The organism is Tepidimonas alkaliphilus (assembly GCF_007556595.1).
Lineage (GTDB): Bacteria > Pseudomonadota > Gammaproteobacteria > Burkholderiales > Burkholderiaceae_C > Tepidimonas > Tepidimonas alkaliphila.
In genome coordinates, this window is sequence record NZ_VJNB01000001.1 from 315,456 (window position 1) to 339,824 (window position 24,369).

Genomic DNA, 24,369 nt, shown 5'->3' on the forward strand with positions numbered 1-24,369 from the left:
GCAAGGGATAGCAACAGGGGTGGGGTGACGAGCCTTGACCCCGGCACTGACTCCACGGTTAGGGCTGCTTGGTTCCCCACCTGACCCGGTTGGCCGCTTCACCATGCGGGAAGGCCCGTCAGATGTCATTCTACGCCACCGGATCGTCCGATCGCTGAAGTCGGCAGTTCAAGCCAACGCCCATGTCATAGGGGTTTCATGGTGGGCCGGCACGCTTAGGCAGGTTGGGCCGAGCCGATCGAGACGTTTTGGAGGATGGTTTCACATGGATTGGGCATCGCCGTCAACTCCCAAGAGCGCTGTCTTCTGTGGCAGGCCACGGCGTCGGACGCTGGCGTGGCTGGGGGCATTGGTCGCCGGCATGGCAGCGCCGTCGCTGCGCGCGGCGGCCTACCCTGAGCGAGCGGTGCGCATCGTGGTGCCGTTCGCGGCAGGGGCGGGCACCGACGCGATGGGCCGCCTCATTGCGCAGCAGCTCAGTGCCCAGATGCAGGCGCCGTTCGTGGTGGAAAACCGCACTGGCGCCTCTGGCGCTGTGGGGGCCCAGGCGGTGGCGCGCAGCCTCGCCGATGGTCACACCCTGCTGCTGGCGGCGGCGCCATTTACTACCGTGCCCGCGGTGTTGCCCACAGCTGGTTACGACCCGCTCGCGGATTTCGACCCGGTGGGCATGTGGGCCACCGGCCCTTTGGTGTGGGCTGTTGGCGCTCAGGTGCCGGCGCGAACCTTGGGCGAGTTCATTGAACTCGCGCGCAAGCGTCCAGGGTATTACAACTACGGATCGGCGGGGGTTGGCGGCGTCAACCATTTGGCGCTGGAGATGCTGAAGGCGCGCACCCGCACCTTCATCACCCACATTCCCTACCGTGGCATCAGTCAGGCGGTCAGCGACACGCTGGGCGGTCAAATTCACGTGCTGACCGGCACCGTGCCAGCGCTGGCGCCCATGATTCGGGACGGGCGCTTGCGCGCGTTGGCGGTGACCGGCCCGCGGCGTACCCCGGTGCTGCCTGAAGTGCCCACGATGGCCGAAGCCGGCTTGCCTGACTTTGTGGTGCTGAACTACTTCGCTCTGGTGGCGCCGCGCGGCACGCCCTCAACCATTCGCGAGCGGCTCAACCGCGAAATGGGGCAAGCCGCGCAGGCGGCCGAGGTCAAAGCCCGTCTGGCCGCCGACGGGCTTGATCCCGCAGTGGACACGCCGCAGGCGCTGGCGGCGTTTCTGGCCCAGGACTTGGCCATGTGGCGCGACGTGGTCAAGCGGCAAAATTTGAGCGTCGAAGCGCTTTGAACCCAGGCATTGGGGCCGCGCGACGGCAGGCGGGCTTGCAGCCTAGAATGCCGGCATGGCTTACGTCGTGCTGGCCCGCAAATACCGCCCCCGCACCTTCGCTGAGATGGTGGGGCAAGAGCACGTGGTGCGGGCGCTGTCCAATGCGCTGCGCAGCGGGCGGCTGCATCACGCTTATCTTTTTACCGGCACGCGCGGCATCGGCAAGACCACCGTCTCGCGCATTCTGGCCAAGGCGCTCAATTGCACCGGCCCGGACGGCACGGGCGGGGTTACCGACCAGCCGTGCGGGGTGTGCGACGCCTGCCGCGACATCGACGCGGGCCGCTTCATCGATTACACCGAGCTGGATGCTGCCTCCAACCGCGGCGTGGAGGAGGTGCAGACACTGCTGGAGCAGGCCGTTTACAAGCCAGTGCAGGGGCGCTTTAAGGTCTTCATGATCGATGAAGTGCACATGCTGACGAACACCGCCTTCAACGCCATGTTGAAGACGCTGGAGGAGCCGCCGCAGTATCTGAAATTCGTGCTGGCCACCACCGACCCGCAGAAGGTGCCGGTGACGGTGCTGAGCCGCTGCCTGCAGTTCAATCTGCGACCGATGCCGCCGGCCACCGTGGCTGAGCACCTGCAGCGCGTGCTGGCCGCCGAGGGCATTGAAGCCGAGCCCGCGGCGCTGCGGCTGCTCGGGCGCGCCGCGCGCGGCTCGATGCGTGACGCGTTGAGCCTGACCGACCAGGCCATCGCCTACGGCGGCGGGCGGGTGCGGGAAGACGCGGTGCGTGCGATGCTGGGCGCCGTCTCGCGCGGCCACGTGGCGGCGCTGCTGCAGGCGCTGGCGGCGCGCGACGCGGCGCGGCTGGTGGCGCTGGTGGAGGCGATGCGTGCCGAAGGCGTGGCCGCCGCGGCCACGCTGGAGGAGCTGTGCGCGCTGCTGCAGCGCATCGCCGTGCTGCAGTGGGCCGGCGACATGGCGGCGGCCGACGAGGACGAAGACGCCGCCGAGGTGGGGGCTCTGGCCGAGCAGTTGGCGCCCGACCACGTGCAGTTGCTCTATAGCCTGGCGCTGCATGGCCGCGCCGAGCTCGGGCTGGCGCCGGACGAATACGCGGCGTTGACGATGGTGCTGTTGCGCGCATTCGCGTTTGCCCCGCCGTCTGGCGCCGTGTCGGCGCCGCAGGCCATCCCGGTGGCGCAGGCGCAGACGCAGACGCAGGAGGCTGTCGCTCCATCCACGCACCCGGCAACCTTGCCCGTGGCCTCAGAGCCGCCTGAGCCGACACCGCAGGCGGATGCGGCCGAGGCGGCCTCGATGCAGACGGTTCGCCTGGAAGAACCGGCGGTTGGTCCCGCAGCCAGCCAAGCCGGTCACGCCGTCCACCGATCAAGCGCTTCGAACGAGCCTGCCAGCCACGCCGCGGCGCTAGCCGACGCCTGGGCCGAATGGGTGGAGCGCCTGGATGCAGCTGGCCAGCTGCAGGCGCTGGCGCGCGAGTTGGCGTTGCAGTCCACGCTGGTGGCGCGCCAGCCGCAGGGCTGGCGCTTGCGTTGCCCCAACGCGACGCTGGCGCAAGACGGCCCGCGCGAGCGCTTGCGCGCCGTGTTGGCGTCGCATCTGGGCGCTGGTGAGGCTTGGCGGTTGGAGGTGGAGGTCGGGCCGGCGCAGGACACGCCGGCGCAGCGCCGGGCGCAGCGCCGGCGTGCGCGTCTGGCCGCGGCTGAGCAGGCGGTGGCCGAGGATGCGGTGGTGCAGGCGCTGCAGCGTGACTGGGGCGCGCGGGTGGTGCCTGGTAGCATCGAACCCTTCGATCCCGCGCCGCAGGCATGAGGCGGACGCGGCTCGTCCCGGTCATCATGCTCTTTTCCTGAAGGACGCCCACACCGATGTTCAACAAAGGACAACTCGCGGGCCTGATGAAGCAGGCCCAAGCCATGCAGGACAACCTCAAGCGCGCGCAGGAAGAAATCGCGGCGTTGGAGGTCACGGGAGAAGCCGGCGCTGGCTTGGTGAAGGTGGTCATGACCGGCAAGCACGACGTCAAGCGCGTCACCATCGACCCGAGCCTGCTGGGCGACGACAAAGAGATGCTGGAAGATCTGGTGGCCGCCGCGTTCAACGCCGCGGTGCGCAAAGTGGAGGAGGCCACTCAAGAGCGCATGGCGCGGGTGACCGCGGGTATGCCCGGCCTGCCGGGCGGTCTGAAGCTGCCGTTCTGAGTGCGCGGGGCTTTCGGCTACCGTGGCGGCGACGGATGACGGCAGCCTGCAACGCTTGGTGGGCGCGCTGCAGCGCCTGCCAGGCGTGGGGGTGCGTTCCGCCGCTCGCATGGCTTACCACCTGCTGCTGCACGACCGCAGCGGCGCGCTGGAGTTGGCGCACGCGCTGCGCCAAGCGGCCGAAAGCGTGCGTCACTGCGCGCTGTGCCACACGCTGTGTGAACAAGAGGTTTGCGCCACATGCGCAGACCCCAACCGGGATGCCAGCCAGCTTTGCGTGGTCGAAAATCCGGCCGACCAAGCCGCCATGGAGCGCGCTGGCATCTACCAAGGGCGATACTTTGTGCTGATGGGTCGGCTGCGCCCGCTGGAGCCGCAGGACGCGCAGGCCCCGGGTTGGCACGCGTTGCAGCAGCGCGTGCAAACCGACGCTGCGTTGCGGGAGCTCATCGTGGCCACCAGCTTTACGGTGGAAGGCGAGGCCACGGCGCACGCGCTGGCGCAACTGGGGCGCGCCTTGGGGCTGCGGGTGACGCGCCTGGCGCGCGGGGTGCCGTTGGGCAGCGAGCTGGAGTTTGTCGATCCCGGCACCCTTGCGCACGCCTTGGCCGACCGTCGGCCTGTTTGAAGCCGGCCCGGGCAGTCAACCAGCGCGCAGCCCTGCGGGCAAGTCCCGATGCCCCGCGAGGGCCATCGCGATAAGCTGCCGACCGAGGTTGAAAGCGGGCGGCGCGGCGGTCAGATGGCCCGGTCGCGCTGCCGTCCAGCCACAAAAGGCTTCCGATGGATCGTCGGCGCTGCTGTGCGAGTCTGGTTGCGCTGCTGGCGGCGCAATCGGCCAGGCCGGCGGCGTTGGATCGGGTGGCGGTGCAATGCGAGGCCGTCACGCCTTGGGCGGCGTTGCCGTTGCGCCTGGCGCAGCGGTTGGGATTCACTGCCCAAGAGCGGGTGGAGCTGCGCTGGGTCACGTCAGCCGACGCCGAGGGCAGCGAAAGCTCGGCAGTCCCTGGGTTGCGCGTAGGGCCGTTTGACCGTTTGGTGCGCTGGGTGCTGGCGGGCGGAGATGCACGCATTGTGGCCGGCTGGGTGCGCTCGCCCCAATTTGCGGTCGGGTTGGCGCCCGCTACGCCCGACAGCCAGCCGTGGCGCTTGGGGGTTCCCCATGACCGCCAGCTCTGGGCCAGTTTGGCTGGTATGGTGCTGCAGCGCGGCTGGTCGCGCAAGGCGGTGCTCTGGCAGCCCCTGGCCGACGCCGCCGAGGCCGAAGCGGCGTTGGCGTCGGGCTCGGTGCAGGGGTTGGCGTGGGGCGATCCGCTCCTGACGCGCTTGGAGCGCGCCGGGCGGCTGCATGTTTTGGCCGATTTGCGCCATCCGCTGCAGGGCCAGCGCTGGCTCGGCGGGCCATTGTTGTGCACGGTTCTGGCGGCGCCGTCGGCTTTGTGGGACGCCCAGGCGGCGTTGCTGCAGCGTGTGGCGCGGGCGTTGCGGCGCGCCCTGGCCTGGCTGCAAGAGGCCAGTGCGATGGATCTGGCGCCGCACGCTGATCTGGCGGGGCTGGCGCATGACCGTGTGACCTTTCTGCAAGTGTTGGAGCGTTTGCGCCCTTCTTACAGCCTGACGGGCAGCGTGGACGCCCAAGCCGTGCATCAGTCGCTGCGCTTGCTGGCCTCGTTGCCGGGCGGCGTGGTCGATCAGGGTTTTGATCCGCAGCGCTTGCTGCCGCCGCGCGGCTGGGCCGGTGCCTGAGCGGCGGGCCGGGGGCGATAATCGGCCCCGATGAACGAGCCTGCCCCCCAAGCCGACCTGTTCGCCGCCGCCGACGCCACCGAGGCGGCCGAGCGCGTGCGCCTGCAGGCGCTGCGCGAGCAGCTGGCCTACCACGCCTGGCGCTACTACGTGCTGGACGACCCGGAGATCCCGGACGCCGAGTACGACCGCCTGATGCAGGAACTGCAGGCGCTGGAGGCGCGCCACCCCGAGTGGGTGACACCGGATTCGCCGACGCAGCGCGTGGGTGGCCAGGCCCTCTCCAGCTTTGCCAGCGTGACGCACCGCGTGCCGATGCTGTCGATCCGCACCGAGACCGACACCCGGCCCGAGGCGGCGCTGGCGTTCGACGCCCGCATCCGCCGCGAGCTGGAGCTCGCGGACGACGCGCCGCCGGTGGACTACGTGGCCGAGCCCAAGTTCGACGGGCTGGCCATCACGCTGCACTACGCGCACGGGGTGCTGCAGCGCGCCGCCACGCGCGGTGACGGCGCCACCGGCGAGGACGTGACGCACACCGTGCGCACGATCGGTCAGGTGCCGCTGCGGCTGCGCGGCGCGGGCGCGGCGATCCCGCACGTGGAGGTGCGCGGCGAGGTCTACATGCGCCGCGACGACTTCGAGGCGCTCAACGAGCGCCAGCGCCAGCGCATCGCCGCCGGCGAAAAGAACGAAAAGACCTTCGTCAACCCGCGCAACGCCGCGGCCGGTGCGGTGCGCCAGCTCGATCCGGCGGTGGCGGCGGCGCGTCCGTTGAGCTTCTTCGCCTACGGCCTGGGCGAGATCACCCCGCCCGAGGAGGGCGGGCCGGCGTTTGAGCGCCACTGGCAGGTGCTGCAGGCGCTGCGCGAGTGGGGTTTTCCGGTCTCGGAGCTGGCCGAGCGCTGCGCCGGCGGGGCGGCGCTGGCCGACTACCACCGCCGCATCGGCCAGCGGCGCGACGCGCTGCCGTTCGACATCGACGGCGTGGTCTATAAAGTGGATCGGCTGGACTGGCAGCGGCGGCTCGGGTTCGTCACGCGCGAGCCGCGCTGGGCGCTGGCGCACAAGTATCCGGCGCAGGAGCAGCTCACGCGCGTGCGCGCCATCGACGTGCAGGTCGGCCGCACCGGCAAGCTGACGCCGGTGGCCCGCCTCGAACCCGTGTTCGTCGGCGGGGTCACCGTCACCCACGCCACGCTGCACAACGAGGACGAGGTGCTGCGCAAGGACGTGCGCGTCGGCGACACGGTGATCGTGCGCCGCGCCGGCGACGTCATCCCCGAGGTGGTGGCGGTGGCCCCGCCGCTGCCGCAGCCGCGCGGCGAGCCGTTTCGCATGCCGGCGCACTGCCCGGTGTGCGGCAGCGCCGTGGTGCGCGAGCCGGGCGAGGTCGATCACCGCTGCAGCGGCGGGCTGTTCTGCCCGGCGCAGCGCAAGCAGGCCATCCTGCACTTCGCGCAGCGGCGCGCGATGGACATCGAGGGGCTGGGCGACAAGCTCGTCGATCAGCTGGTGGACGGGGGCCTGGTGCGCACGGTGGCCGACCTGTATCGCCTGGGCCTGCGCCAGCTCGCGGAGCTGCCGCGCATGGCCGACAAGTCCGCCGGCAACGTGCTGGCGGCGATCGAGCGCTCCAAGGCGACGACGCTGGCGCGCTTCCTCTACGCGCTGGGCATCCGCCACGTCGGCGAAAGCACCGCGCGGGATCTCGCGCGCCACTTCGGCCGGCTGGAGGCGATCATGGACGCCGACGTCGAGGCGCTGCAGCAGGTGCCCGACGTCGGCCCGGTGGTGGCGCGCAGCATCCGCGCCTTCTTCGACGAGCCGCACAACCGCGAGGTGGTGGAGCAGCTGCGCGCCTGCGGCGTGCACTGGCCCGAGCATGACGGCGCGCGCGAGGACTCGCAGCCGCAGCCGCTGGCGGGCAAGACGCTGGTGCTGACCGGCACGCTGCCAACGCTGACGCGCGAGGAGGCCAAGGCGCTGATCGAGGCTGCCGGCGGCAAGGTGGCTGGGTCGGTGAGCCGCAAGACCGACTACGTCGTCGCCGGCGAGGCCGCCGGCAGCAAGCTCGACAAGGCGCGCGAGCTCGGCGTGCCGGTGCTGGATGAGACCGGCCTGCGCGCGCTGCTGGCCGGCGGCGCGGTCAGTCCTTGAACTTGTAGTGGTCGCGGTTGAGCACCGCGGCCACCGCCGTCACTTCCTCCGGCCACATCTGCATGTTCAGCGCGGCGTTGCACTGCTCGACCATGCCGCGCAGCAGGCCGGCGGTGTTGATGCGGCCCTGCGGGCGGTAGATCGCGCTGCCGTCGCCGCCGACCCGCTCGGCATGGCACTGACTGCAGCGGTGCTGGCGGATCAGCTGTTCGCCGAGCGCCAAATCGGCATCGCGAAAGATGGCCGGCACCTCCGCCCCGACCCCAGGCGTTGCCAACAACGCCGCCGCGGTCAGCCAGGGCGCCGCAGCGCGGCGGGTGGCATGACGGGAACGAGCTCGAGCAAAGTCAAGCATGGCGGTTGTCTCCTCTGCTTTCTAAGCGGGACGCAAGCTCGCGGGTGCGCCATAGCACTCTGCATAGGGTAACGCGCCTTTTTAGGCTTCGTCCAGCACTTGAAGCAGATCCTGCGTCAGCAGAGCTTGTTCCCGCGGCAGGTGTAGCGAAGGGCCGCTGAGCAAAAAGGTGTCTTCCACCCGCTCGCCCAGCGTGGCGATTTTGGCCAGATGCAGTTGCACCTGGTGCCGCGCAAACACCCTTGCCAGGCCGTAAAGCAAACCCTTGCGGTCGCTGGCCGACAGCGACAGCAGCCAGTGCTGGCCGCGCTCATCAGGCTGCAGCGTGACGCGCGGCACGACCGGAAAGTTGCGTACCCGCCGCGAAACCCGCGCCCGCGCCGGCGCAGGCAGCGGCCTGTCCGGATCCAGCGCCCGAGGCAGCTCGCTTTCCACCAGCGTGACCAGCTCGCGGTAATGTTCGGCCAGCGCATCGGTGGTCACGTGAAAGGTATCCAAGGCGTAGCCATCTGCGGTGGTGTGGATCTTGGCATCCAAAATGGAAAACCCCGCGTGGTCGAAGTAGCCGCAGATGCGGGCGAACAGTTCGGGTTGGTCGGCGGTATAGAGCAACACTTGCAAGCCTTCGCCACCTGGCGCCAAGCGCGCGCGCACCACGGTGGGCGGCGCGGACGCGGTGTCGTGCGGCGCCAGCGCGCGCGACAGGTGGCGGGTGTGCCAGGCGATTTCATCGGCGCTGTGGCGCATGAAATAGCCCACGTCCAGGCGCGCCCACAGCGCGGCGTGCGCCTGGTGCGGCAGCGCGTGCAGCGCCAGTTGCGCCAGCGCCTCGCGTTTGCGCGCCTCCACCTCGGCGTGCGGGTCGGGCGCGCCGCCGCCCAGCACGCGCAACGTGGCGCGGTAGAGGTCTTCCAACAGCCGCGCTTTCCAGCCGTTCCACACTTTGGGGCTGGTGCCGCGGATGTCGGCCACCGTCAGTAGATACAGGCCGGTCAGCCGCCGCTCGTCGCCGACGCGGCGCGCAAAGGCTTCAATCACCTGCGGGTCGCTGGTGTCCTGGCGTTGCGCGACGTGGCTCATGGTCAAATGTTCGGCCACCAAAAAGCGGATCAGCTCGGCGTCCTCCCGCGCGATGCCGTGCTGGCGCGCGAACGTCAGCACGTCGCGTGCGCCCAGTTCGGAGTGGTCGCCGCCGCGGCCCTTGGCGATGTCGTGAAACAGCGCAGCCAGATAAAGGACCCAGGGCTTGTCCCAGCCGGCGGCCAGCTGTGAGCAGAACGGATATTCGTGCGCGTGTTCGGGAATAAAAAAACGTCGAATGTTGCGCAGCACCATCAGGATATGCTGATCCACTGTGTAAACGTGGAACAGGTCGTGCTGCATCTGGCCCACGGTGTGCCGAAATGGCCACAGGTAGCGGCCCAACACCGAGGTTTGGTTCATCAGCCGAAAGGCGTGCGTGATACCTTGCGGCTGTTGCAGGATTTGCATAAACGTGCGGCGGTTGACCGGGTCGCGCCGAAACGCCGCGTTCATCACCGGACGCGCGTTGTAGAGGGCGCGCAGCGTGCGCGCCGACAAGCCCTTGATGCCGGGAATTTGCTGATACAGCAAAAAGGTTTCCAAGATGGCGTGCGGCTCGCGCCAATAAAGTTCGTCGCTGATCACCTCCAGCATGCCGTCGCGCTCGGCAAAGCGGGCGTTGATGGGACGCAACGGCGTCGGGCTGCGTTCGTCGTGTTCCAGCCGTTCGCGGATGTTGAGCAGCAGAATTTGGTTGAGCTGCGTGACCGCCTTGGCGGCCCAGTAGTAACGCCGCATCAGCCGTTCGCTGGCGCGGCGGGCGCGACGCGCGCTTTGCTCGCGGCTGAGGTCGGCAGGCCCAGCAGCTTCAAGGCCAAACGCTTGAGCCAGCGCCGCCTGCAGGTCAAACACCAGCCGATCCTCGCGCCGGCGCGCCAAAGCGTGCAGCCGCGCCCGGATGAGGCTCAGCAGCGCTTCGTTGGCGCGTAGTTGACGCGCTTCGTGCGCGGTGGCCAAGCCCCGGCGCGCCAGCTCGCTCCAGGAGTGTCCCAAACCCGCAGCTTTGGCCACCCACAGAATGACGTGCAGGTCGCGCAGGCCGCCAGGCGATTCCTTGCAGTTGGGCTCCAGCGCGTAGGGGGTGTTTTCGTAGCGCTGGTGGCGCTGCTGCATTTCGAACTGCTTGGCGCGGCAGAAGGTCAGCGGGTCGATGGCCTCCAGCACGCGCTGTTGCAGCTGCTGCGCGGCGCGGCGCGGCCCGGCCAGCCAGCGCGCCTCCAGCAACGCCGTCTGCACGGTGATGTCGCGGGCGGCTTCGCGCAGGCATTCCTCGACCGTGCGAGCGCTGGAGCCGATTTCCAAGCCGATGTCCCAGCAGGCTCCCACGAAGCGCTCCACTGCGGCGCGTTGGGCGTCCTCAGCTGCGTCGGGCAGCAGCACCAGCACGTCGATGTCGGAGTAGGGGAACAGCTCACCGCGGCCGTAACCGCCTACCGCCAACAACGTCAGCGCAGGCGGCATGCTGAGCTCTTTCCAGAGCGCGCGCAGCGTCGCATCGGTCAGCGCCGCCAGCCGCCGCAGCCAGCGCCGCACGCCGGCGCTGCGGCCCCCCAGCGCTTCGATGCCGTTGAGGATATCGGCCTTGCCTTGGCGATGCCGCTCACGCAGCGCAGCCAGCCGGGGAGTGAGGTCGTCGGCGACCATGGCGTTGGGAATCATCCCCACGGCGCAAGCAAGCGCCATGCCACAGCATGATCAAGCTGGCGCGGCAGCCCCAGCGCCACGCACAAAATCGGGCGGCGGCGGCGCACCGGGCGACAGCGTCAGCACCTCATAGCCGTCTTCGGTGCACAGCACGGTGTGCTCCCATTGCGCCGACAGCATGCGGTCCTTGGTCACGATGGTCCAGCCGTCGCCGAGCTCGCGGATTTCGCGGCGGCCCTGGTTGATCATCGGCTCGATGGTGAAGGTCATGCCGGGGCGCAGCTCCAGCCCTGTGCCCGGCTGGCCGTAGTGCAGCACCTGCGGATCCTCGTGGAACTTGCGCCCGATGCCGTGGCCACAGAACTCTCGCACCACGCTGTAGCCGGCGGCCTCGGCGAAACGCTGGATCGCGTGGCCGATGTCGCCCAGCCGCGCCCCAGGGCGCACCATTTCGATGCCTTTCCACATGGCCTGGTAAGTGATTTCGCACAAGCGGCGGGCATGCGGCGCCACCTCGCCAACCAGGAACATGCGGCTGGTGTCGCCGTGCCAGCCGTCCTTGATGACGGTGACGTCGATGTTGAGGATGTCGCCTTTTTTGAGCGGCTTGTCGTTGGGGATGCCGTGGCAGACGACGTGGTTGACCGAGGTGCAAATGCTTTTGGGAAAAGGCGGGTAGCCGTGCGGCGCGTAGTTCAGCGGTGCGGGGATAGCACCCTGCACGCGGACAATGTAGTCGTGCGCCAGGCGATCCAGCTCATTGGTGGTCACGCCTGGACGCACGAACGGCGCCAAATAGTCAAGCACCTCAGCCGCCAGCCGCCCTGCGCGGCGCATGCCTTCGATGCCGGCGGCGTCTTTGAACGTGATGGTCATGGAGCGCGATCGTAACAAAGCCCCCGTTCGCCCCACGTCGGCGGGGCTGTTGGAACGCGGCCCTAACCAGGGCGTGGCGGCAGCAAGCAGGGTGCAAGCCGACTATCGATCCGCAGCGGCCTGGGGTGCGGCAAGCGCGGCAGCTTCGGCGCCGAGGTGAAACACTTGCAGCGCGCGCAACAGCTCCTGCGCCTGCTGGCGCAGCGCCTCGGTGGCGGCGCCGGCCTGCTCCACCAGCGCGGCGTTTTGCTGCGTGGCCTGCTCCAGCTGGCCCATGGCGGCGTTGATCTGCGCGATGCCCTCGGACTGCTCGCCCGCGGCGGCGGAGACCTCGCCGATGGTGTCGGCCACGCGCTGCACGGCCTGCACCACCTCCAGCATCGTCTGGCCGGCCTGCTGCACTTGCTGGCTGCCGTGGCCGATCTGGGCCACGCTCTCCTCAATCAGCGCCTTGATCTGGCGCGCGGCCTCGGCGCTTCTCTGGGCGAGCGCCCGCACCTCGCCGGCCACCACCGCAAAGCCGCGTCCGGCCTCACCCGCGCGGGCGGCTTCCACCGCGGCGTTAAGCGCCAGGATGTTGGTCTGGAACGCGATACCGTCGATGACCCCGGTGATGTCGGCGATGCGCTGGCTGCTGGCTTGGATGGCTTCGATCGAAGCCACGGCTTGCTGCGCGGTGCTGCCGCCGCTTTGCGCCACGCGGGAGGCTTCGGCGGCCAGCTGGTTGGCGGTGCGGGCGGCTTCGCTGCCATGGCGCACGGTGTCGGCCAGCGAGGCGGTGCTGGCCGCGGTTTGTTCCAGGCTGGCGGCGGCTTGCTCGGTACGGGCCGACAAATCCTGATTACCGCGCGCCAGCTGCTCGGCGGCGCTGGCCACCGCCTGCGCGGCCTGCACAAACTGCCGCACCAAGTCGGCCCAGGTGCGCCGCAGCGCTTCCGCCGCCTGCAGCAGCTGGCCAAATTCGTCGCGCGAGGCGGCGCGCGCCGGCTCATCCAGCCGCCCTTGAGCCAGCCGTTGCAGCGCGCGCTGCGCCAGCGCCAGCGGCTGCACCACGTGGCGACGCACAAACCCGATCAGAAACGCCAGAATGACCGCCGCGGTGACCCCAACGATGCTCCACAGCAACGCCAAATCGGCCCGCACCGTGCGAGTGGTTTCCGCCTGACGCTGCAGCGACACCATCGCCCACTGCCAGGCAGGGTAGGCTTCCCAAACTGCATCGACCGCGCCGTGCCCAGGCAAGCCATCAAAATCGGGCAGCACCAGGCGGCCTCGGGTCTGATCGCGCTGCAACGCTTCGCGCAAGGCTTGCAGCAAGGGGTGATCGGCATTCAGAGCGGGGCGATCGACGCCATACCACGAGCCTTGGCGCGGTCCGGCGCCCACATCCAGCGCGGCCATCAGCCGGTTGGGGCTGTTGTTGGCTTGCAGCATCTTGGCCAGAACCCCCAATTCGCTGGACAGGTCATAGCCCACGAACAGCACCGCCCGCACTTCGCCGTCGATTTTGACCGGTTGGTATTGCGTCATGTAGGGGCGGCCAAACAGCACCGCGCGTCCGACGTAGCGCTGACCCGCCATCAGCGCCTTGTAGGCAGGGTGCGACTGACCCAGCAGCGTGCCCACCGCGCGCGAGCCGTCTTCTTTCTTGAGGCTGGTGGCAATGCGAAGAAAATCATCACCTTGGCGCTGAAAGATGGTGGCCACGCCGCCGGTGCGCTGGGTGAACAGATCCACCTGCGTGAAGTCGCCTTCCAGTGGTTGGCCGTAAAGCGTCAATTTGTTCTGTGATGACCAGCCCAGCGCGACGGCTGGGACGAGCTGCTCGAATTCGCCAAAAAGCCGCGCAGCCCCGCGTTGGCCGGCCCGATCCACTTGCTCAGCCACGGTGACGGCGGCTTCGGCATCGGCGGCCAGCCGATCCAGCGCCGCTTCGCGCCGCTCCGCATGCATCTGCACGCTGAACCAGCCCAGCGCCAGCATCATCAGCAGCCAAGCGCTGAGCAGCGCCAGCGCCAAGCGAACCCCGATGCGCTGCGTCCATGGCAGCTCGGTGATGGTGTGCGAACTCATCGGGCCAAGCCCTCCAGATGTCGTTTTTGGCGTCGATCCTGATGGAACGATGCCAAGCATAACCGTCTGCCGCTGCGCTGAGGGCGCCAACCTGCACGTATCTTGTTGACCGCTAGCGCAAGCCCGAGGGAGTTGGCCGGAAAGGTTGAGCCAGCCATGGGGGCGGCATCGCTTAAAACTGTTTTTTTATACAGTATAGGCGTGGCGTCAACGCAACTGCATCCCCAAGTCTGGCGCGCCAGCGAGCTGGCCGCCTCCGTGCAGTCCACCACCCCTACCGGCTGGACGGCGTTGGACGCGCAGCTGCCCGGCGGCGGCTGGCCGCTGGGCGCGGTGGTGGAGCTGCAGGCGGCGGTGCCGCCGTGGCGGCTGCTGCTGCCGGCGCTGCAGCAAGCCTGCCGGCACGGCCAGGTGGCGCTGGTGGCGCTGCCGCTCGTGCCGAACGCGGCGGCGTGGGCCGCGCACGGCCTGCCGCTGTCGCGGCTGTGGTGCGTGCACCCGTGCGACGCACGCGAGGCGCTGTGGTGCGCCGAGCAGTTGCTCACCTGCCCCGAAGTGGCGCTGTGCTGGCTGCACGTGGAGGAGCCGCCGCCGCTGGCGTGGACCCAGCGGCTGCAGCAGGCCGCCGCGGCGGCGCGCTGCGCCGGCGCTCGTGGCGACGGCGCCGACTGGCCGGCCCCGCTGGTGGTGCTAAGCCGCCCGGATGACTCGGCGCGGCCCGACGGCGCCAGCGCCGCGCCGCTGCGGCTGCGGGTACGCGTGGAAGGGCCGGCCACGCTCGTGGTGCAGGTGCGCAAGCGCCGCGGCCCGCCGCTGGCCCGCGCGTTGCGCCTGCACGCGCCGTGGCTGTGGAGCGAATGGATCGAACCATGAACGCGGATCCCTCCGATGCCCCGGCCCCGCTGTGGGCGGCCTGTCTGCCGAGCCGACCCGACGCGGCGCCGGTGGCCGCCGCGCTGGCGACGCTCGCGCCCGCCGTCGCGCCGCTGCACGACGGCTGGGTGGCCGATCTGACGCGCACGCAGCGCCTGTTCGGCGGGCGCGTGGCGCTGCTGCGGCGGCTGCAGGCCGCGCTGGCGCCGCTGGGCTGGGCGCGGCTCGGCGTGGCGCCGACGGCGCCGGCGGCGCTGGCGCTGGCGCGCATGGCGCCGGCTGGCGGAGGTCTGCGCCACGCGCTGCCGCCGCGCTGGCCGCAGGCGTTGCTGGCCCTGCCGCCGCAGGCGCTGCCGGAGGCCGCTGCGCACGCGCCGACGCTGCAGGCGCTGGGCCTGCGCACGCTCGGGGCGCTGCATGCGGTCGGCGACAGGCTGGCGGCGCGCACCGACCCGGCGCTGCCGCGCGCGCTGCGCCAATGCCTGGGCGAAGAGCCGCTGGCGCTGGAGCCGTGGCGCGCGCCGCCCGAATGGCACGGCGAGCAGGCGCTGCCCGGCCCCACCGCCGAGGCCGCCGCGCTGGCGTTTGCGGCGCAGCGGCTGCTGCAGCCGCTGCAGGCGTGGCTGCGCGCGCGGCAGCTCGGCGTGCTGCGCTGGGCGCTGGGCTGGCCGGGGCAGCCACAGGCGCTCGTCTTCACGCACCGCGAGCCGGTGCAGGACGCCGCGCGTCTGCTGCGGCTGCTGCGCGAGCGGCTGCAGCGGCTGACGCTGGCGCAGCCGGTGGAGACGCTCGTGTTGCGCACGCTGCAGCTGGCGCCGTGGCGCCCGCGCTCGGCGGCGCTGCTGCCCGGCGCGGCGGGCGATGACGGCGGCGCCTCATGGGCCGCGGTGCTGGAGCGACTGAGCGCCCGTCTGGGGCCGCAGCGCGTATGCCGCGCCGACCTGCGCGCCACTTGGCAGCCGGGCGAGGCCGGCGGCTGGCGGCCTCTGTCCGACGACGGTGCTGCCGAGCCGACGCTGGCGGCGCTGCCCCCCGACGCCGCCTGGCAGCCGCCGTGGTGGCTGCCGCAGGACTGCGTGCTGGCCGGCGACGCGCGTGGCCGCCCGGTGCGGGACGGCCAGCCGCTGCGGCGCCTGCACGGGCCGCTGCGCCGGCAAGGGGATGGGGCAGCGCCGCCGGTGCAGGCCTGCCTGGCGCTGGACGCGCACGGGCAGCCGTGGTGGATCGAGCGCCAAGGCCGTGCGCCGTGGCGGCTGCGGGGCGTCTATGGCTGAGGATGCCGCCGACGCGCCCGCCGCAGCAACGGCCCGAGGGGCGGCGCAGCCGGTGACGCTGTGGACGCAGAGCGCCTACGCGTTCGGCGAGGCGTGCGCGGCGCCGGAAGCGCTGGTGGCGCGGGCGCACGCGCTCGGCCATGCGGCGCTGGCACTGACCGACGCCTGCACGCTGGGCGGGGTGGTGCGCGCGCATGTGGCGGCGCGGCGGCTCGGGCTGCCGCTCATCGTCGGCGCCCATTGGCGGCTGCAGCACCCGGCGCTGCCGGGCGGCGGCTTCACGCTGCTGGCGCTGGCGATGAACCGCGCCGGCTACGGCGCCATCAGCGACTGGATCAGCCGCCTGCGCCAGCGCGGCGCGCCGCTGCCACCGGTGCCGCACGATCCGTGGCAGCTGCCGCTGCACGCGGCGTGGGACGAGGCGCCGCCGCTGCCGGGCTGCGCGGTGGTGGCGCTGCCCTGGAGCTGGGCGCTGCCGCAGGCGCCGCGCGCGCAGTGGCGGCTGGCGCTGGCCGGGCTGGCGCAGGCGTTGCGCCGGCGCTTCGGCATGCGCGTGTGGCTCGGCGCCAGCGCCGACGGCTGGCTGCACGATGCGGCGTGGATCGCGCTGCTCACCGAAGCCGGCCGGCGCGGCGGCCTGCCGGTGGCCGCGGTGCCGCAGGTGCGCATGGCCGAGCCCGGCGAGCAGGCGCTGCTGGACGTGCTGACCGCCACCCGGCTGCACCGGCCGCTGCCGGAGCTGGGGCTGGCGCGCCAGCCGCACGCCGAGGCGCACCTGTGGACGGCGCGGCGCTGGCGGCAGCGCTACCCGGCGGCGCTGCGCGCCGAGGCGCACCGCATCGCCGCGCTGTGCCGCTTCCGGCTGGATGAGCTGCGCTACGAATACCCGCCCGAGGTCGTGCCGCCTGGCCGCACGCCGGCGCAGCACCTGCGCGCGCTCGCCTTCGAAGGCGCGGCGCGGCGCTACCCGCACGGCATCCCGGACGGCGTTCGGCATCAATTGGAACGCGAGCTGGCCCTGATCGCCGAGCTGCGCTACGAAGCCTATTTCCTCACCGTGCACGACATCGTGCGCTTCGCGCGCAGCCGCGGCATCCTGTGCCAGGGGCGCGGCTCGGCGGCCAACTCGGCGGTGTGCTATTGCCTGGGCATCACCGAGGTCGATCCGGCGCGCAGCCAGCTGCTGTTCGAGCGTTTCATCAGCCGCGCGCGCGCCGAGCCGCCCGACATCGACGTCGATTTCGAGCACCAGCGCCGCGAGGAGGTCATCCAGTACCTCTACGCCCGCTACGGCCGCGCGCGCGCGGCGCTGGCGGCCAGCACGATCACCTGGCAGCCCGCCAGCGCGGTGCGCGCGGTGGGGCGGGCGCTGGCGATGCCGCAGCCCGCCATCGAGCGGCTGGCGCGCTGGTGCCGCCGCCGCGCGCCGCAGGATCTGCCGCCGCAGGCGCTGCAGGAGGCGGGGCTGGAGGCCGGCGACGCCGGCGTGGCGCGCTGGCTGGCGCTGGCGCAGGCGCTGCTGGACCTGCCGCGCCACCGCGGCCAGCACACCGGCGGCTTCGTGCTGGCACGCCAGCGGCTGACGCTGACGGTGCCGGTGGTGCCGGCGGCGATGGCCGGGCGCACCGTCGTCGAGTGGGACAAGGACGACCTCGAGGCGCTGGGCATGCTGAAGGTGGACGTGCTGGCACTGGGCATGCTGTCGGCGCTGCGCGGGGCGCTGGACCTCGCAGCGCGCTGGCGGGGGCGCGCGCTGACGCTGGCCGACATCCCGGCGGAGGATGCCGCCACCTGGGCCATGATCCAGCGCGCCGACACGGTGGGTGTGTTCCAGATCGAAAGCCGCGCGCAGATGAGCATGCTGCCGCGGCTGCGCCCGGCGTGCTTCTACGACCTGGTGGTGCAGGTGGCCATCGTGCGTCCGGGGCCGATCCAGGGCGGCATGGTACACCCCTACCTGGCGGCGCGGGCGCGGCAGCGCCTTGGCCTGCCGCCCAAGCTGCCGCACCCGGATCTGGAGCCGGCGCTGCGCCGCACGCTGGGCGTGCCGATCTTTCAGGAGCAGGTGATGCAGATCGCCATGCTGGCCGCAGGCTTCAGCGCCGAAGAGGCCGACGCGCTGCGCCGCGCGATGGGCGCCTGGCGGCGCAAGGGGGGGCTGGCGCCGTTCGAGGACCGGCTGCGCGCCGGCATGGCCGCGCGCGGCTACCCGGCCGACTTCGTCGAGCGCCTGGTGCGGCAGATCCGCGGCTTTGGCGACTACGGCTTTCCGGAAAGCCATGCGGCCAGTTTCGCCCTGTTGGCCTGGGCCAGCGCGTGGCTGAAGTGCCACGAGCCGGCGGCGTTTCTGGCCGCGCTGCTCAACGCCCAGCCGATGGGCTTCTACGCCCCGGCGCAGCTGGTGCAGGACGCACGCCGCCACGGCGTCGAGGTGCGCCCGGTGGACGTGACGCGAAGCGACTGGGACTGCACGCTGGAGCCGCCGGCCGACCCCGCTGCCGGCCAGCCCGCGGTGCGGCTGGGCCTGCGACTGGTGCACGGGCTGGGCGAGCCGGCGGCGCGGCGGCTGGTGGCGGCGCGCGCGCAGCGCGCCTTCCTCGACCTGGACGACCTGGCTACGCGCGCGCGGCTGACGCGCACACAGCTGCGCGCGCTGGCGCAGGCCGACGCGCTGCAGGCGCTGGCCGGATCGCGCCGCCAGCAATGGTGGCAGGCCAGCGCCTGGCAGCCGCCGCTGGCGCTGGCCGAAGGCGTCGGCGCCGAGGCGGCCACCGCTGCCGGACGGCGCCTGGCCGAACCCGCGCCGGCCTTGCCCGCGGCCACGCTGGCCGAGGAGGTGTGGGCCGACTACGCGGCGCTGGGTCTGTCGCTGCGCGCGCATCCGCTGGCGCTGCTGCGCGCGCGGCTGCCGGCGGGTTGCCGCCGCGCCGCCGAGCTGCCCGGCTTGGCCGGTGGCCGGCGGCTGCGCGTGGCGGGCCTCGTCACCGCGCGGCAGCGCCCGGCCACCGCGCGCGGCACGCTGTTTTTGACACTGGAGGACGAGACCGGCAGCGTGCAGGTGATCGTGCGCGCCGCGTTGGCCGAGCGCACCGAGGCGGTGTGGCGCAGCGGCCAGCTGCTCATCGTCGAAGGCCGTTGGCAGCGCTTGGGCGCGCCGCCGCACGCGGTCGGACACCTGGTGGCGTGGCGGCTGGCGCAGGCCGACGCGCTGCTGCGCGGCCTGCGCAGCGCGAGCCACGATTTCCACTGACGCACGGCCCGCGCGTTCAATCCCAGCCGTGCGGGCGCAGCAGGCCGACCACCACGCCTTCGATCGTCAGTGGCTCACCCGGCGCCACGACGAGGTCGGGAAAATCCGGGTTGGCGGCCTGCAGGCGCCAGCCGGCGCCGTCGCGCTGCAACCGCTTGATGGTGACGTCGTCGCCGAGCCGCGCCACCACGATCTGGCCCACGCGCGCCTCGCACATGGCCTGCACCGCTACCAGGTCGCCGTCGTGGATGCCGGCATCCCGCATCGACCAGCCGCGCACGCGCAGCAGGTAGTCGGGCCGGCGCGCGAACCAGCGCGCGTCAGCTGGATACACCGCCTCGACGTGCTCCTGCGCCAGGATCGGCGAGCCGGCCGCCACCCGCCCCACCAGCGGCAGCTGCAGCAGCTCGGCCGGCTCCGCCCCGCGCAGCCGGATGCCGCGCGCGCTGCCGTCGCGCAGCTCCAGCATGCCCTTGCGCTGCAGCGCGCGCAGGTGCGCCTCGGCGGCGTTGGGCGAGCGAAAGCCGAACGCGCGCGCGATCTCCTGCCGCGTCGGCGGCGCCCCGTGCTCGCGCCCCCAACGTCGCAAAAAATCCAACACTTCGCGCTGGCGCGGCGTGAGACCGTCGGCATCGCGGATGCGGCGTGGAGAGCGGGGCGGTGAGGTAGGCATAAACGGCTTGGATGCGGGGTCAGCGGCTGCGCGGCGCCAGCGCCGCATCCAGCAGCCGCCGCAGGGCAGGCCAGACGTTGTCCAGCATCAGCGGCTGCGCCCGTTCGTTGGGGTGAATGCGGTCGGCCTGAAACAGCTCGGCGGCCTGCGGGCCATCCGCGACGCCCGCCAAAAAAAACGGCACCAGCGCCACCCGTTCCTCGCGCGCCAGGTCGGCGTAAACCGCGCGAAAGTCGGCCCGGAAGCGCTCGCCATAGTTGGGCGGCATGTCCATGCCCAGCAGCAGCACGCGCGCGCCGGCCTCGCGGCTGGCGCGGATCATGGCGCGCAGGTTGTCGCGCGTGCCGGTGAGCGGCAGCCCCCGCAGCGCATCGTTGCCGCCCAGCTCGATCACCACCACCGCCGGGCGGTGCTGCTGCAGCAGGGCCGGCAGGCGGCTGCGCCCGCCGGCGGTGGTGTCGCCGCTGACGCTGGCGTTGACCACGCGCGCGCGCACCCCCTGCTGCGCCAAGCGCTGTTCCAGCAGCGCCACCCAGCCGCTGCCCCGCGCCAAGCCATATTCGGCGCTGAGCGAGTCGCCCACCACCAAAATCACCGGCGCGGAACCATCGGCGGCCATCGCGGCTCTGAGCGGCCAGGTCGCCCCCCACGCCACGCCAGCCCCCAACGCTGCGCTACAGTCGCGTCGCGTCATCCTGAGCACCGATTTCATGTCTGCTGCGCCCATCATCGAAGTTCAGCGCTTGTCCAAAACCGTCACCGACGCCGGCGGCGAGCGGCTCACCATCTTGCACGAGGTCGATTTTGCCGTCGCGGCCGGGCAGACGCTGGCCATCGTCGGGGCATCCGGCTCCGGCAAGAGCACGCTGCTGTCGCTGATCGCCGGGTTGGATACGCCCAGCGGCGGCACGGTTCGCTGGGCCGGCACCGACATCTTCACGCTCGACGAGGACGCGCGCGCGGCGCTGCGCGGCCAGCGGGTGGGCTTCGTGTTCCAGAGCTTTCAGCTGCTGGCCAACCTGACCGCGCTGGAAAACGTGATGCTGCCGCTGGAGCTGGCGGGCCGGCGCGACGCGCGCGTCGTAGCGCGGCGCATGCTGGAGCGCGTCGGGCTCGGCCAGCGGCTCGGGCACTACCCGAAGCTGCTGTCCGGCGGCGAACAGCAGCGCGTGGCGCTGGCGCGCGCCTTCGTCGTCGAGCCCGACATCCTGCTGGCCGACGAGCCCACCGGCAGCCTGGATCACGCCACCGGTGCGCGCGTGATGGAGCTGATGTTCGAGCTCAACCGCGAGCACGGCACGACGCTGGTGCTGGTGACGCACGACGCGGCGATCGCGGCGCGCTGCCAGCGGCGGCTGGCGATCGAGGCCGGGCGGGCGCGCGAGCTGGACGGCAGCGCATAATCCCGCCCCATGGCCAGCGACACCCGCATCCTGTACGGCTTCCACGCCGTGGGCGTGCGCCTGAAGACGGCGCCCGGCTCCATCGTCGAGCTCTACGCCGACCCGACGCGGCGCGACGCGCGCATGCGGCAGTTCCTGGCCCGCGCGCAGCAGGCCGGCGTGCGCGTCATCGAGGCCGACGGCGCGCGGCTGGCCGGGCTGGCCGGCGGCGACCGCCACCAGGGGGTGGTGGCGCGCGTGCGGGCGCTGGAGCAGGCGCGCACGCTGGACGACCTGCTGGACCAGCTGGAGGCGCGCGCCGAGGCCGAGCGCCGCGCCGATCCGCCGCTGCTGCTGGTGCTGGACGGCGTCACCGACCCGCACAACCTCGGCGCCTGCCTGCGCGTGGCCGATGGCGCCGGGGCGCACGCCGTCATCGCGCCGAAGGACCGCGCCTGCGGCCTGACCGCCACGGTGGCCAAGGTGGCCAGCGGCGCGGCCGAGACGGTGCCGTACTTCATGGTCACCAACCTGGCGCGCACGCTGGAACAGCTCAAGACGCGCGGCCTGTGGGTGGTGGGCGCCAGCGACGACGCGCCGCGCACCATCTACCAGCACGACTGGCGCGGCCCGCTGGCGGTGGTGATGGGGGCGGAGGGGGAGGGCATGCGCCCGCTGGTGCGGCGCACGTGCGACGAGCTGGTGTCCATCCCCATGCGCGGCGCGGTAGAAAGCCTCAACGTCTCGGTGGCCAGCGCGGTGTGCCTCTACGAGGCGGTGCGTCAACGCAGCGCGGCGGCAAGCCTGCCTTGACCTTCTGCACGTGGCCGGGAAATCCCGCGTCAGGGCTTGGAGCAGCTCCCCCTACAATGGTGGTCGCCCGACGGCGCTAGGGCCGCTGAGTGGGGCCGCCGCGCCTGACCAACCGTGTGCGCCGCCTTCAAATCCAACGAGGAGATGGTTGACGTGCAGTCGCTCAACGCCAGGGATGCCGGCGCGACCGAAGGCTCCAGCGCTTCGGCCCGCGCCGACGACGCCCGGCGCGTCATCAAAAAATACCCCAACCGGCGTTTGTATGACACCGCCACGTCGTCCTACATCACGTTGGGTGATGTCAAAGCCCTGGTGATGCGCGGCGAGCCGTTTGTGGTGCGCGACGCGCGCAGCGGTGAGGATCTAACCCGCTCGATTCTGCTGCAGATCATCCTGGAGGAGGAGACCGCGGGCGTGCCGCTCTTTTCGGAAAAGATGCTGGCCAGCATCATCCGCTTCTACGGCCACGCGATGCAGGGCTTCATGGGCAGCTACCTGGAGCGCAACCTGCAGCTGTTTTTGGAGCTGCAGCAAAAAATGGCTGAGCAGGCCAAAGAGATTACGCCGGAGTTGTGGCAACAGTGGCTCAGCGCTCAGTCGCCGCTGATGCTGGGCCAAGCGTTTGCGCAGTCGCAAAAAGCCTTTTTGCAAATGCAAGAGCAAATGCTGCAAGCGTTCACCGGCAAGCGTGCGCCGTAAGCTCACCAGCCGCTCCAGCTAGTTCGGGCAGACCGCGCGGGCACCGCGCGCCGCGGGGCCGCCTGCGCTTGCGGGACAATACGCGCATGCAAGAAACCACGTCGCCGGCGGCGCCTGCGCAAGCAGGGCGCGCGCCCACCATCGGCTTCGTCAGCCTCGGCTGCCCCAAGGCGCTGACCGACGCCGAGCTGATCCTGACGCGCCTGAGCGCCGAGGGCTACCGCACCAGCAAGACCTACGAAGGCGCCGACCTCGTCATCGTCAACACCTGCGGCTTCATCGACGAGGCCGTCAAGGAAAGCCTGGACGCCATCGGCGAGGCGCTGGCCGCCAACGGCCGCGTCATCGTCACCGGCTGCCTGGGCGCGCGCCAGGATGCCGCCGGCGGCAATCTGGTGCGCCAGCTGCACCCGGCGGTGCTGGCCGTCACCGGCCCGCACGCCGCCGACGAGGTGCTGGACGCCGTGCACCGCCACGCGCCCAAGCCGCACGATCCGTTCACCGACCTCGTGCCGCCGCCGGCCAACGCGATCGAGGGCGTCGGCGTCAAGCTCACGCCGCGCCACTACGCCTACCTCAAGATCAGCGAGGGTTGCAACCATCGCTGCACGTTCTGCATCATCCCGTCGATGCGCGGCGACCTGGTCAGCCGCCCGATCGGGGAGGTGCTGACCGAAGCGCAGCGGTTGCTGGAGGGTGGCGTCAAGGAGCTGCTGATCGTCAGCCAGGACACCTCGGCCTACGGGGTGGACGTCAAGTACCGCACCGGCTTCTGGAACGGCCGGCCGGTGCGCACGCGGCTGCTGGAGCTCGCGCGCGAGCTGGGGCTGCTGGCGCGCGCGCACGGCGCCTGGGTGCGGCTGCACTACGTCTATCCGTACCCGCACGTGGATGAGATCATCCCGCTGATGGCCGAGGGGCTGGTGCTGCCGTACCTGGACGTGCCGTTCCAGCACAGCCACCCGGACGTGCTGCGGCGCATGAAGCGCCCCGCCAGCGGCGAGCGCAACCTGGAGCGCATCCAGGCATGGCGGCGCGCCTGCCCGGAGCTCGTCGTGCGCAGCACCTTCATCGCCGGCTTTCCGGGCGAGACGGAGGCGGAGTTCCAGCACCTGCTGGACTTCGTGCGCGAGGCGCAGATCGATCGCGCCGGCTGCTTTGCCTACTCGCCCGTCGAGGGGGCGGCGGCCAACGCGCTGCCCGGCGCGCTGCCGGACGAGGTGCGGCAGGAGCGCCGCAGCCGCTTCATGGCGGTGGCCGAGGCGGTGGCCGTGGAGCGCCTCAAGCGCCGTGTCGGCGCCACCATGCAGGTGCTGGTGGACCAGGCGGTCAGCCTCGGCAAAAAGGGCGGGGTGGGGCGCACGTATGCGGATGCGCCGGAGATCGACGGCACCGTGCGGCTGCTGCCGCCCGAAAAGGCCAGCAAGACCTACCGCGCCGGCGACTTCATCCGCGCGCGCATCGTCGCGGCTGAGGGGCACGACCTGATTGGCGAGCCGGTCTGAGGTCCCGGCGAAAACGAAAAAGCCGACCTCGGGGTCGGCTTTCACGTCGTTGGCCTCGTCACGTCATGTGGTGCGGACGGTGCCTGGTGCCCAGGAGAGGACTCGAACCTCCACGCCTCGCGGCGCCAGTACCTGAAACTGGTGCGTCTACCAATTCCGCCACCTGGGCGTTTCAGGGACTCTTGGATTGTAATCGATGCACCACGCGCTTTTCGGCTCCGGGGCCGCAAGGTGTGGCATGATCGGGTTTGGCTGTTTGCGCGGACTGCGCTGGTGCCCAGGAGAGGACTCGAACCTCCACGCCTCGCGGCGCCAGTACCTGAAACTGGTGCGTCTACCAATTCCGCCACCTGGGCAGGCCAGAAAGCCAGCATCATACCATAGCCCAACAACCTCCAGAGCTGCGGCGCAGGCCGCTTGAGTCTTTTTGAACGTGAAACACCCACCCAAGCCCA

At 71.3% G+C, this 24,369-nt stretch carries 19 protein-coding genes, 2 tRNA genes and 1 other RNA gene; 13 read left to right on the forward strand and 9 right to left on the reverse strand.

The annotated features are described in order from the left end of the window. Positions 1 to 23: 23 nt before the first annotated feature. Positions 24 to 120, reverse strand: an RNA gene (gene ffs / locus Talka_RS01510) — signal recognition particle sRNA small type. 241 nt (positions 121 to 361) lie between these two features. Here ffs and Talka_RS01515 point away from each other — a divergent pair. The 6 genes from Talka_RS01515 to ligA all read left to right on the forward strand — a co-directional run bounded on the left by Talka_RS01515 (position 362) and on the right by ligA (position 7,414). Next, complete coding sequence (locus tag Talka_RS01515) at positions 362 to 1,291, forward strand: tripartite tricarboxylate transporter substrate binding protein (RefSeq protein ID WP_143889295.1); 930 nt, start codon at positions 362 to 364, stop codon at positions 1,289 to 1,291. A gap of 55 nt (positions 1,292 to 1,346) precedes the next feature. Continuing rightward, positions 1,347 to 3,119 (forward strand): DNA polymerase III subunit gamma/tau, encoded by a 1,773-nt coding sequence (gene dnaX, locus Talka_RS01520; protein WP_143889297.1) that lies wholly within the window; start codon positions 1,347 to 1,349, stop codon positions 3,117 to 3,119. 56 nt (positions 3,120 to 3,175) lie between these two features. Beyond that, positions 3,176 to 3,508: a YbaB/EbfC family nucleoid-associated protein gene (locus Talka_RS01525; protein WP_143889299.1), complete on the forward strand. Its 333-nt coding sequence runs from the start codon at positions 3,176 to 3,178 to the stop codon at positions 3,506 to 3,508. Positions 3,509 to 3,530: 22 nt separating this feature from the next. Beyond that, positions 3,531 to 4,136 (forward strand): recombination mediator RecR, encoded by a 606-nt coding sequence (recR, locus tag Talka_RS01530; RefSeq protein WP_143889300.1) that lies wholly within the window; start codon positions 3,531 to 3,533, stop codon positions 4,134 to 4,136. Positions 4,137 to 4,291: 155 nt separating this feature from the next. After that, positions 4,292 to 5,254, forward strand: a complete 963-nt coding sequence (locus tag Talka_RS01535; protein WP_143889302.1) for a substrate-binding domain-containing protein — start codon at positions 4,292 to 4,294, stop codon at positions 5,252 to 5,254. A gap of 30 nt (positions 5,255 to 5,284) precedes the next feature. Further along, a complete protein-coding gene (ligA, locus tag Talka_RS01540) occupies positions 5,285 to 7,414 on the forward strand; it encodes an NAD-dependent DNA ligase LigA (RefSeq protein WP_143889305.1) in 2,130 nt (709 codons plus the stop codon). On the opposite strand, the gene Talka_RS01545 is transcribed toward ligA, so the two are convergent. The 4 genes from Talka_RS01545 to Talka_RS12210 form a co-directional block, all read right to left on the reverse strand. Further along, positions 7,404 to 7,769 (reverse strand): hypothetical protein, encoded by a 366-nt coding sequence (locus tag Talka_RS01545; RefSeq protein WP_246100520.1) that lies wholly within the window; start codon positions 7,767 to 7,769, stop codon positions 7,404 to 7,406. The genes ligA and Talka_RS01545 overlap by 11 nt on opposite strands. Before the next feature lie 81 nt (positions 7,770 to 7,850). Then, entirely contained in the window at positions 7,851 to 10,511 is a 2,661-nt protein-coding gene (locus tag Talka_RS01550; protein WP_246100531.1) for a [protein-PII] uridylyltransferase, read from the reverse strand. A 36-nt stretch (positions 10,512 to 10,547) separates the two neighbouring features. Next, positions 10,548 to 11,372 (reverse strand): type I methionyl aminopeptidase, encoded by an 825-nt coding sequence (gene map / locus Talka_RS01555; RefSeq protein ID WP_143889309.1) that lies wholly within the window; start codon positions 11,370 to 11,372, stop codon positions 10,548 to 10,550. A gap of 102 nt (positions 11,373 to 11,474) precedes the next feature. Continuing rightward, on the reverse strand, positions 11,475 to 13,445 hold the full coding sequence (locus Talka_RS12210) for a methyl-accepting chemotaxis protein (protein ID WP_185970017.1): 1,971 nt from the start codon (positions 13,443 to 13,445) through the stop codon (positions 11,475 to 11,477). A gap of 201 nt (positions 13,446 to 13,646) precedes the next feature. Here Talka_RS12210 and Talka_RS01565 point away from each other — a divergent pair, with 201 nt between their 5' ends. The 3 genes from Talka_RS01565 to Talka_RS01575 are packed head-to-tail and all read left to right on the forward strand — an operon-like array spanning position 13,647 to position 18,842. After that, positions 13,647 to 14,318 carry a hypothetical protein gene (locus Talka_RS01565; RefSeq protein ID WP_185970018.1) on the forward strand — a complete coding sequence of 224 codons (672 nt, stop codon included), beginning with the start codon at positions 13,647 to 13,649 and terminating at the stop codon, positions 14,316 to 14,318. Beyond that, positions 14,315 to 15,592 (forward strand): DNA polymerase Y subunit UmuC family protein, encoded by a 1,278-nt coding sequence (locus Talka_RS01570; RefSeq protein WP_143889315.1) that lies wholly within the window; start codon positions 14,315 to 14,317, stop codon positions 15,590 to 15,592. The genes Talka_RS01565 and Talka_RS01570 overlap by 4 nt, the downstream gene beginning before the upstream one ends. Then, entirely contained in the window at positions 15,585 to 18,842 is a 3,258-nt protein-coding gene (locus Talka_RS01575; protein ID WP_143889317.1) for an error-prone DNA polymerase, read from the forward strand. The genes Talka_RS01570 and Talka_RS01575 overlap by 8 nt, the downstream gene beginning before the upstream one ends. 16 nt (positions 18,843 to 18,858) lie before the next feature. Here Talka_RS01575 and lexA read toward each other — a convergent pair whose 3' ends face one another. Both lexA and Talka_RS01585 read right to left on the reverse strand, forming a co-directional pair. Further along, positions 18,859 to 19,515, reverse strand: coding sequence for a transcriptional repressor LexA (gene lexA / locus Talka_RS01580; protein WP_185970019.1), 657 nt, complete (start codon positions 19,513 to 19,515; stop codon positions 18,859 to 18,861). Between the two features lie 19 nt (positions 19,516 to 19,534). Further along, positions 19,535 to 20,209, reverse strand: a complete 675-nt coding sequence (locus Talka_RS01585) for an arylesterase (protein WP_143889319.1) — start codon at positions 20,207 to 20,209, stop codon at positions 19,535 to 19,537. Between the two features lie 16 nt (positions 20,210 to 20,225). Here Talka_RS01585 and Talka_RS01590 point away from each other — a divergent pair, with 16 nt between their 5' ends. The 4 genes from Talka_RS01590 (at position 20,226) to rimO (ending at position 23,914) form a co-directional block, all read left to right on the forward strand. Continuing rightward, entirely contained in the window at positions 20,226 to 20,918 is a 693-nt protein-coding gene (locus Talka_RS01590; protein ID WP_143889320.1) for an ABC transporter ATP-binding protein, read from the forward strand. A gap of 9 nt (positions 20,919 to 20,927) precedes the next feature. Further along, the gene (gene rlmB / locus Talka_RS01595) at positions 20,928 to 21,710 is read left to right on the forward strand and encodes a 23S rRNA (guanosine(2251)-2'-O)-methyltransferase RlmB (protein WP_143889322.1); all 783 of its coding nucleotides are present in this window, start codon (positions 20,928 to 20,930) and stop codon (positions 21,708 to 21,710) included. A 144-nt stretch (positions 21,711 to 21,854) separates the two neighbouring features. Next, positions 21,855 to 22,409 (forward strand): polyhydroxyalkanoate synthesis repressor PhaR, encoded by a 555-nt coding sequence (gene phaR / locus Talka_RS01600; protein ID WP_143889460.1) that lies wholly within the window; start codon positions 21,855 to 21,857, stop codon positions 22,407 to 22,409. 86 nt (positions 22,410 to 22,495) lie between these two features. Next, positions 22,496 to 23,914, forward strand: coding sequence for a 30S ribosomal protein S12 methylthiotransferase RimO (gene rimO / locus Talka_RS01605; protein WP_143889324.1), 1,419 nt, complete (start codon positions 22,496 to 22,498; stop codon positions 23,912 to 23,914). Between the two features lie 84 nt (positions 23,915 to 23,998). Here the strand turns inward: rimO and Talka_RS01610 are convergent. After that, positions 23,999 to 24,083, reverse strand: a tRNA-Leu gene (locus Talka_RS01610). Positions 24,084 to 24,185: 102 nt separating this feature from the next. After that, a tRNA-Leu gene (locus Talka_RS01615) sits at positions 24,186 to 24,270 on the reverse strand. Between the last annotated feature and the right edge of the window lie 99 nt (positions 24,271 to 24,369).

What these genes read in the sequence shown, in the direction of transcription:
- Talka_RS12210 (WP_185970017.1), bottom strand. Translation starts at nt 13,445, where the DNA reads ATGAGTTCGCACACCATCACCGAGCTGCCATGGACGCAGCGCATCGGG.
- Talka_RS01570 (WP_143889315.1), top strand. Translation starts at nt 14,315, where the DNA reads ATGAACGCGGATCCCTCCGATGCCCCGGCCCCGCTGTGGGCGGCCTGT.
- Talka_RS01515 (WP_143889295.1), top strand. Translation starts at nt 362, where the DNA reads ATGGCAGCGCCGTCGCTGCGCGCGGCGGCCTACCCTGAGCGAGCGGTG.
- ligA (WP_143889305.1), top strand. Translation starts at nt 5,285, where the DNA reads ATGAACGAGCCTGCCCCCCAAGCCGACCTGTTCGCCGCCGCCGACGCC.
- Talka_RS01575 (WP_143889317.1), top strand. Translation starts at nt 15,585, where the DNA reads ATGGCTGAGGATGCCGCCGACGCGCCCGCCGCAGCAACGGCCCGAGGG.
- Talka_RS01585 (WP_143889319.1), bottom strand. Translation starts at nt 20,209, where the DNA reads ATGACGCGACGCGACTGTAGCGCAGCGTTGGGGGCTGGCGTGGCGTGG.
- phaR (WP_143889460.1), top strand. Translation starts at nt 21,855, where the DNA reads ATGGTTGACGTGCAGTCGCTCAACGCCAGGGATGCCGGCGCGACCGAA.
- Talka_RS01525 (WP_143889299.1), top strand. Translation starts at nt 3,176, where the DNA reads ATGTTCAACAAAGGACAACTCGCGGGCCTGATGAAGCAGGCCCAAGCC.
- Talka_RS01545 (WP_246100520.1), bottom strand. Translation starts at nt 7,769, where the DNA reads ATGCTTGACTTTGCTCGAGCTCGTTCCCGTCATGCCACCCGCCGCGCT.
- rlmB (WP_143889322.1), top strand. Translation starts at nt 20,928, where the DNA reads ATGGCCAGCGACACCCGCATCCTGTACGGCTTCCACGCCGTGGGCGTG.
- Talka_RS01535 (WP_143889302.1), top strand. Translation starts at nt 4,292, where the DNA reads ATGGATCGTCGGCGCTGCTGTGCGAGTCTGGTTGCGCTGCTGGCGGCG.
- Talka_RS01590 (WP_143889320.1), top strand. Translation starts at nt 20,226, where the DNA reads ATGTCTGCTGCGCCCATCATCGAAGTTCAGCGCTTGTCCAAAACCGTC.
- rimO (WP_143889324.1), top strand. Translation starts at nt 22,496, where the DNA reads ATGCAAGAAACCACGTCGCCGGCGGCGCCTGCGCAAGCAGGGCGCGCG.
- dnaX (WP_143889297.1), top strand. Translation starts at nt 1,347, where the DNA reads ATGGCTTACGTCGTGCTGGCCCGCAAATACCGCCCCCGCACCTTCGCT.
- map (WP_143889309.1), bottom strand. Translation starts at nt 11,372, where the DNA reads ATGACCATCACGTTCAAAGACGCCGCCGGCATCGAAGGCATGCGCCGC.
- Talka_RS01550 (WP_246100531.1), bottom strand. Translation starts at nt 10,511, where the DNA reads ATGATTCCCAACGCCATGGTCGCCGACGACCTCACTCCCCGGCTGGCT.
- lexA (WP_185970019.1), bottom strand. Translation starts at nt 19,515, where the DNA reads ATGCCTACCTCACCGCCCCGCTCTCCACGCCGCATCCGCGATGCCGAC.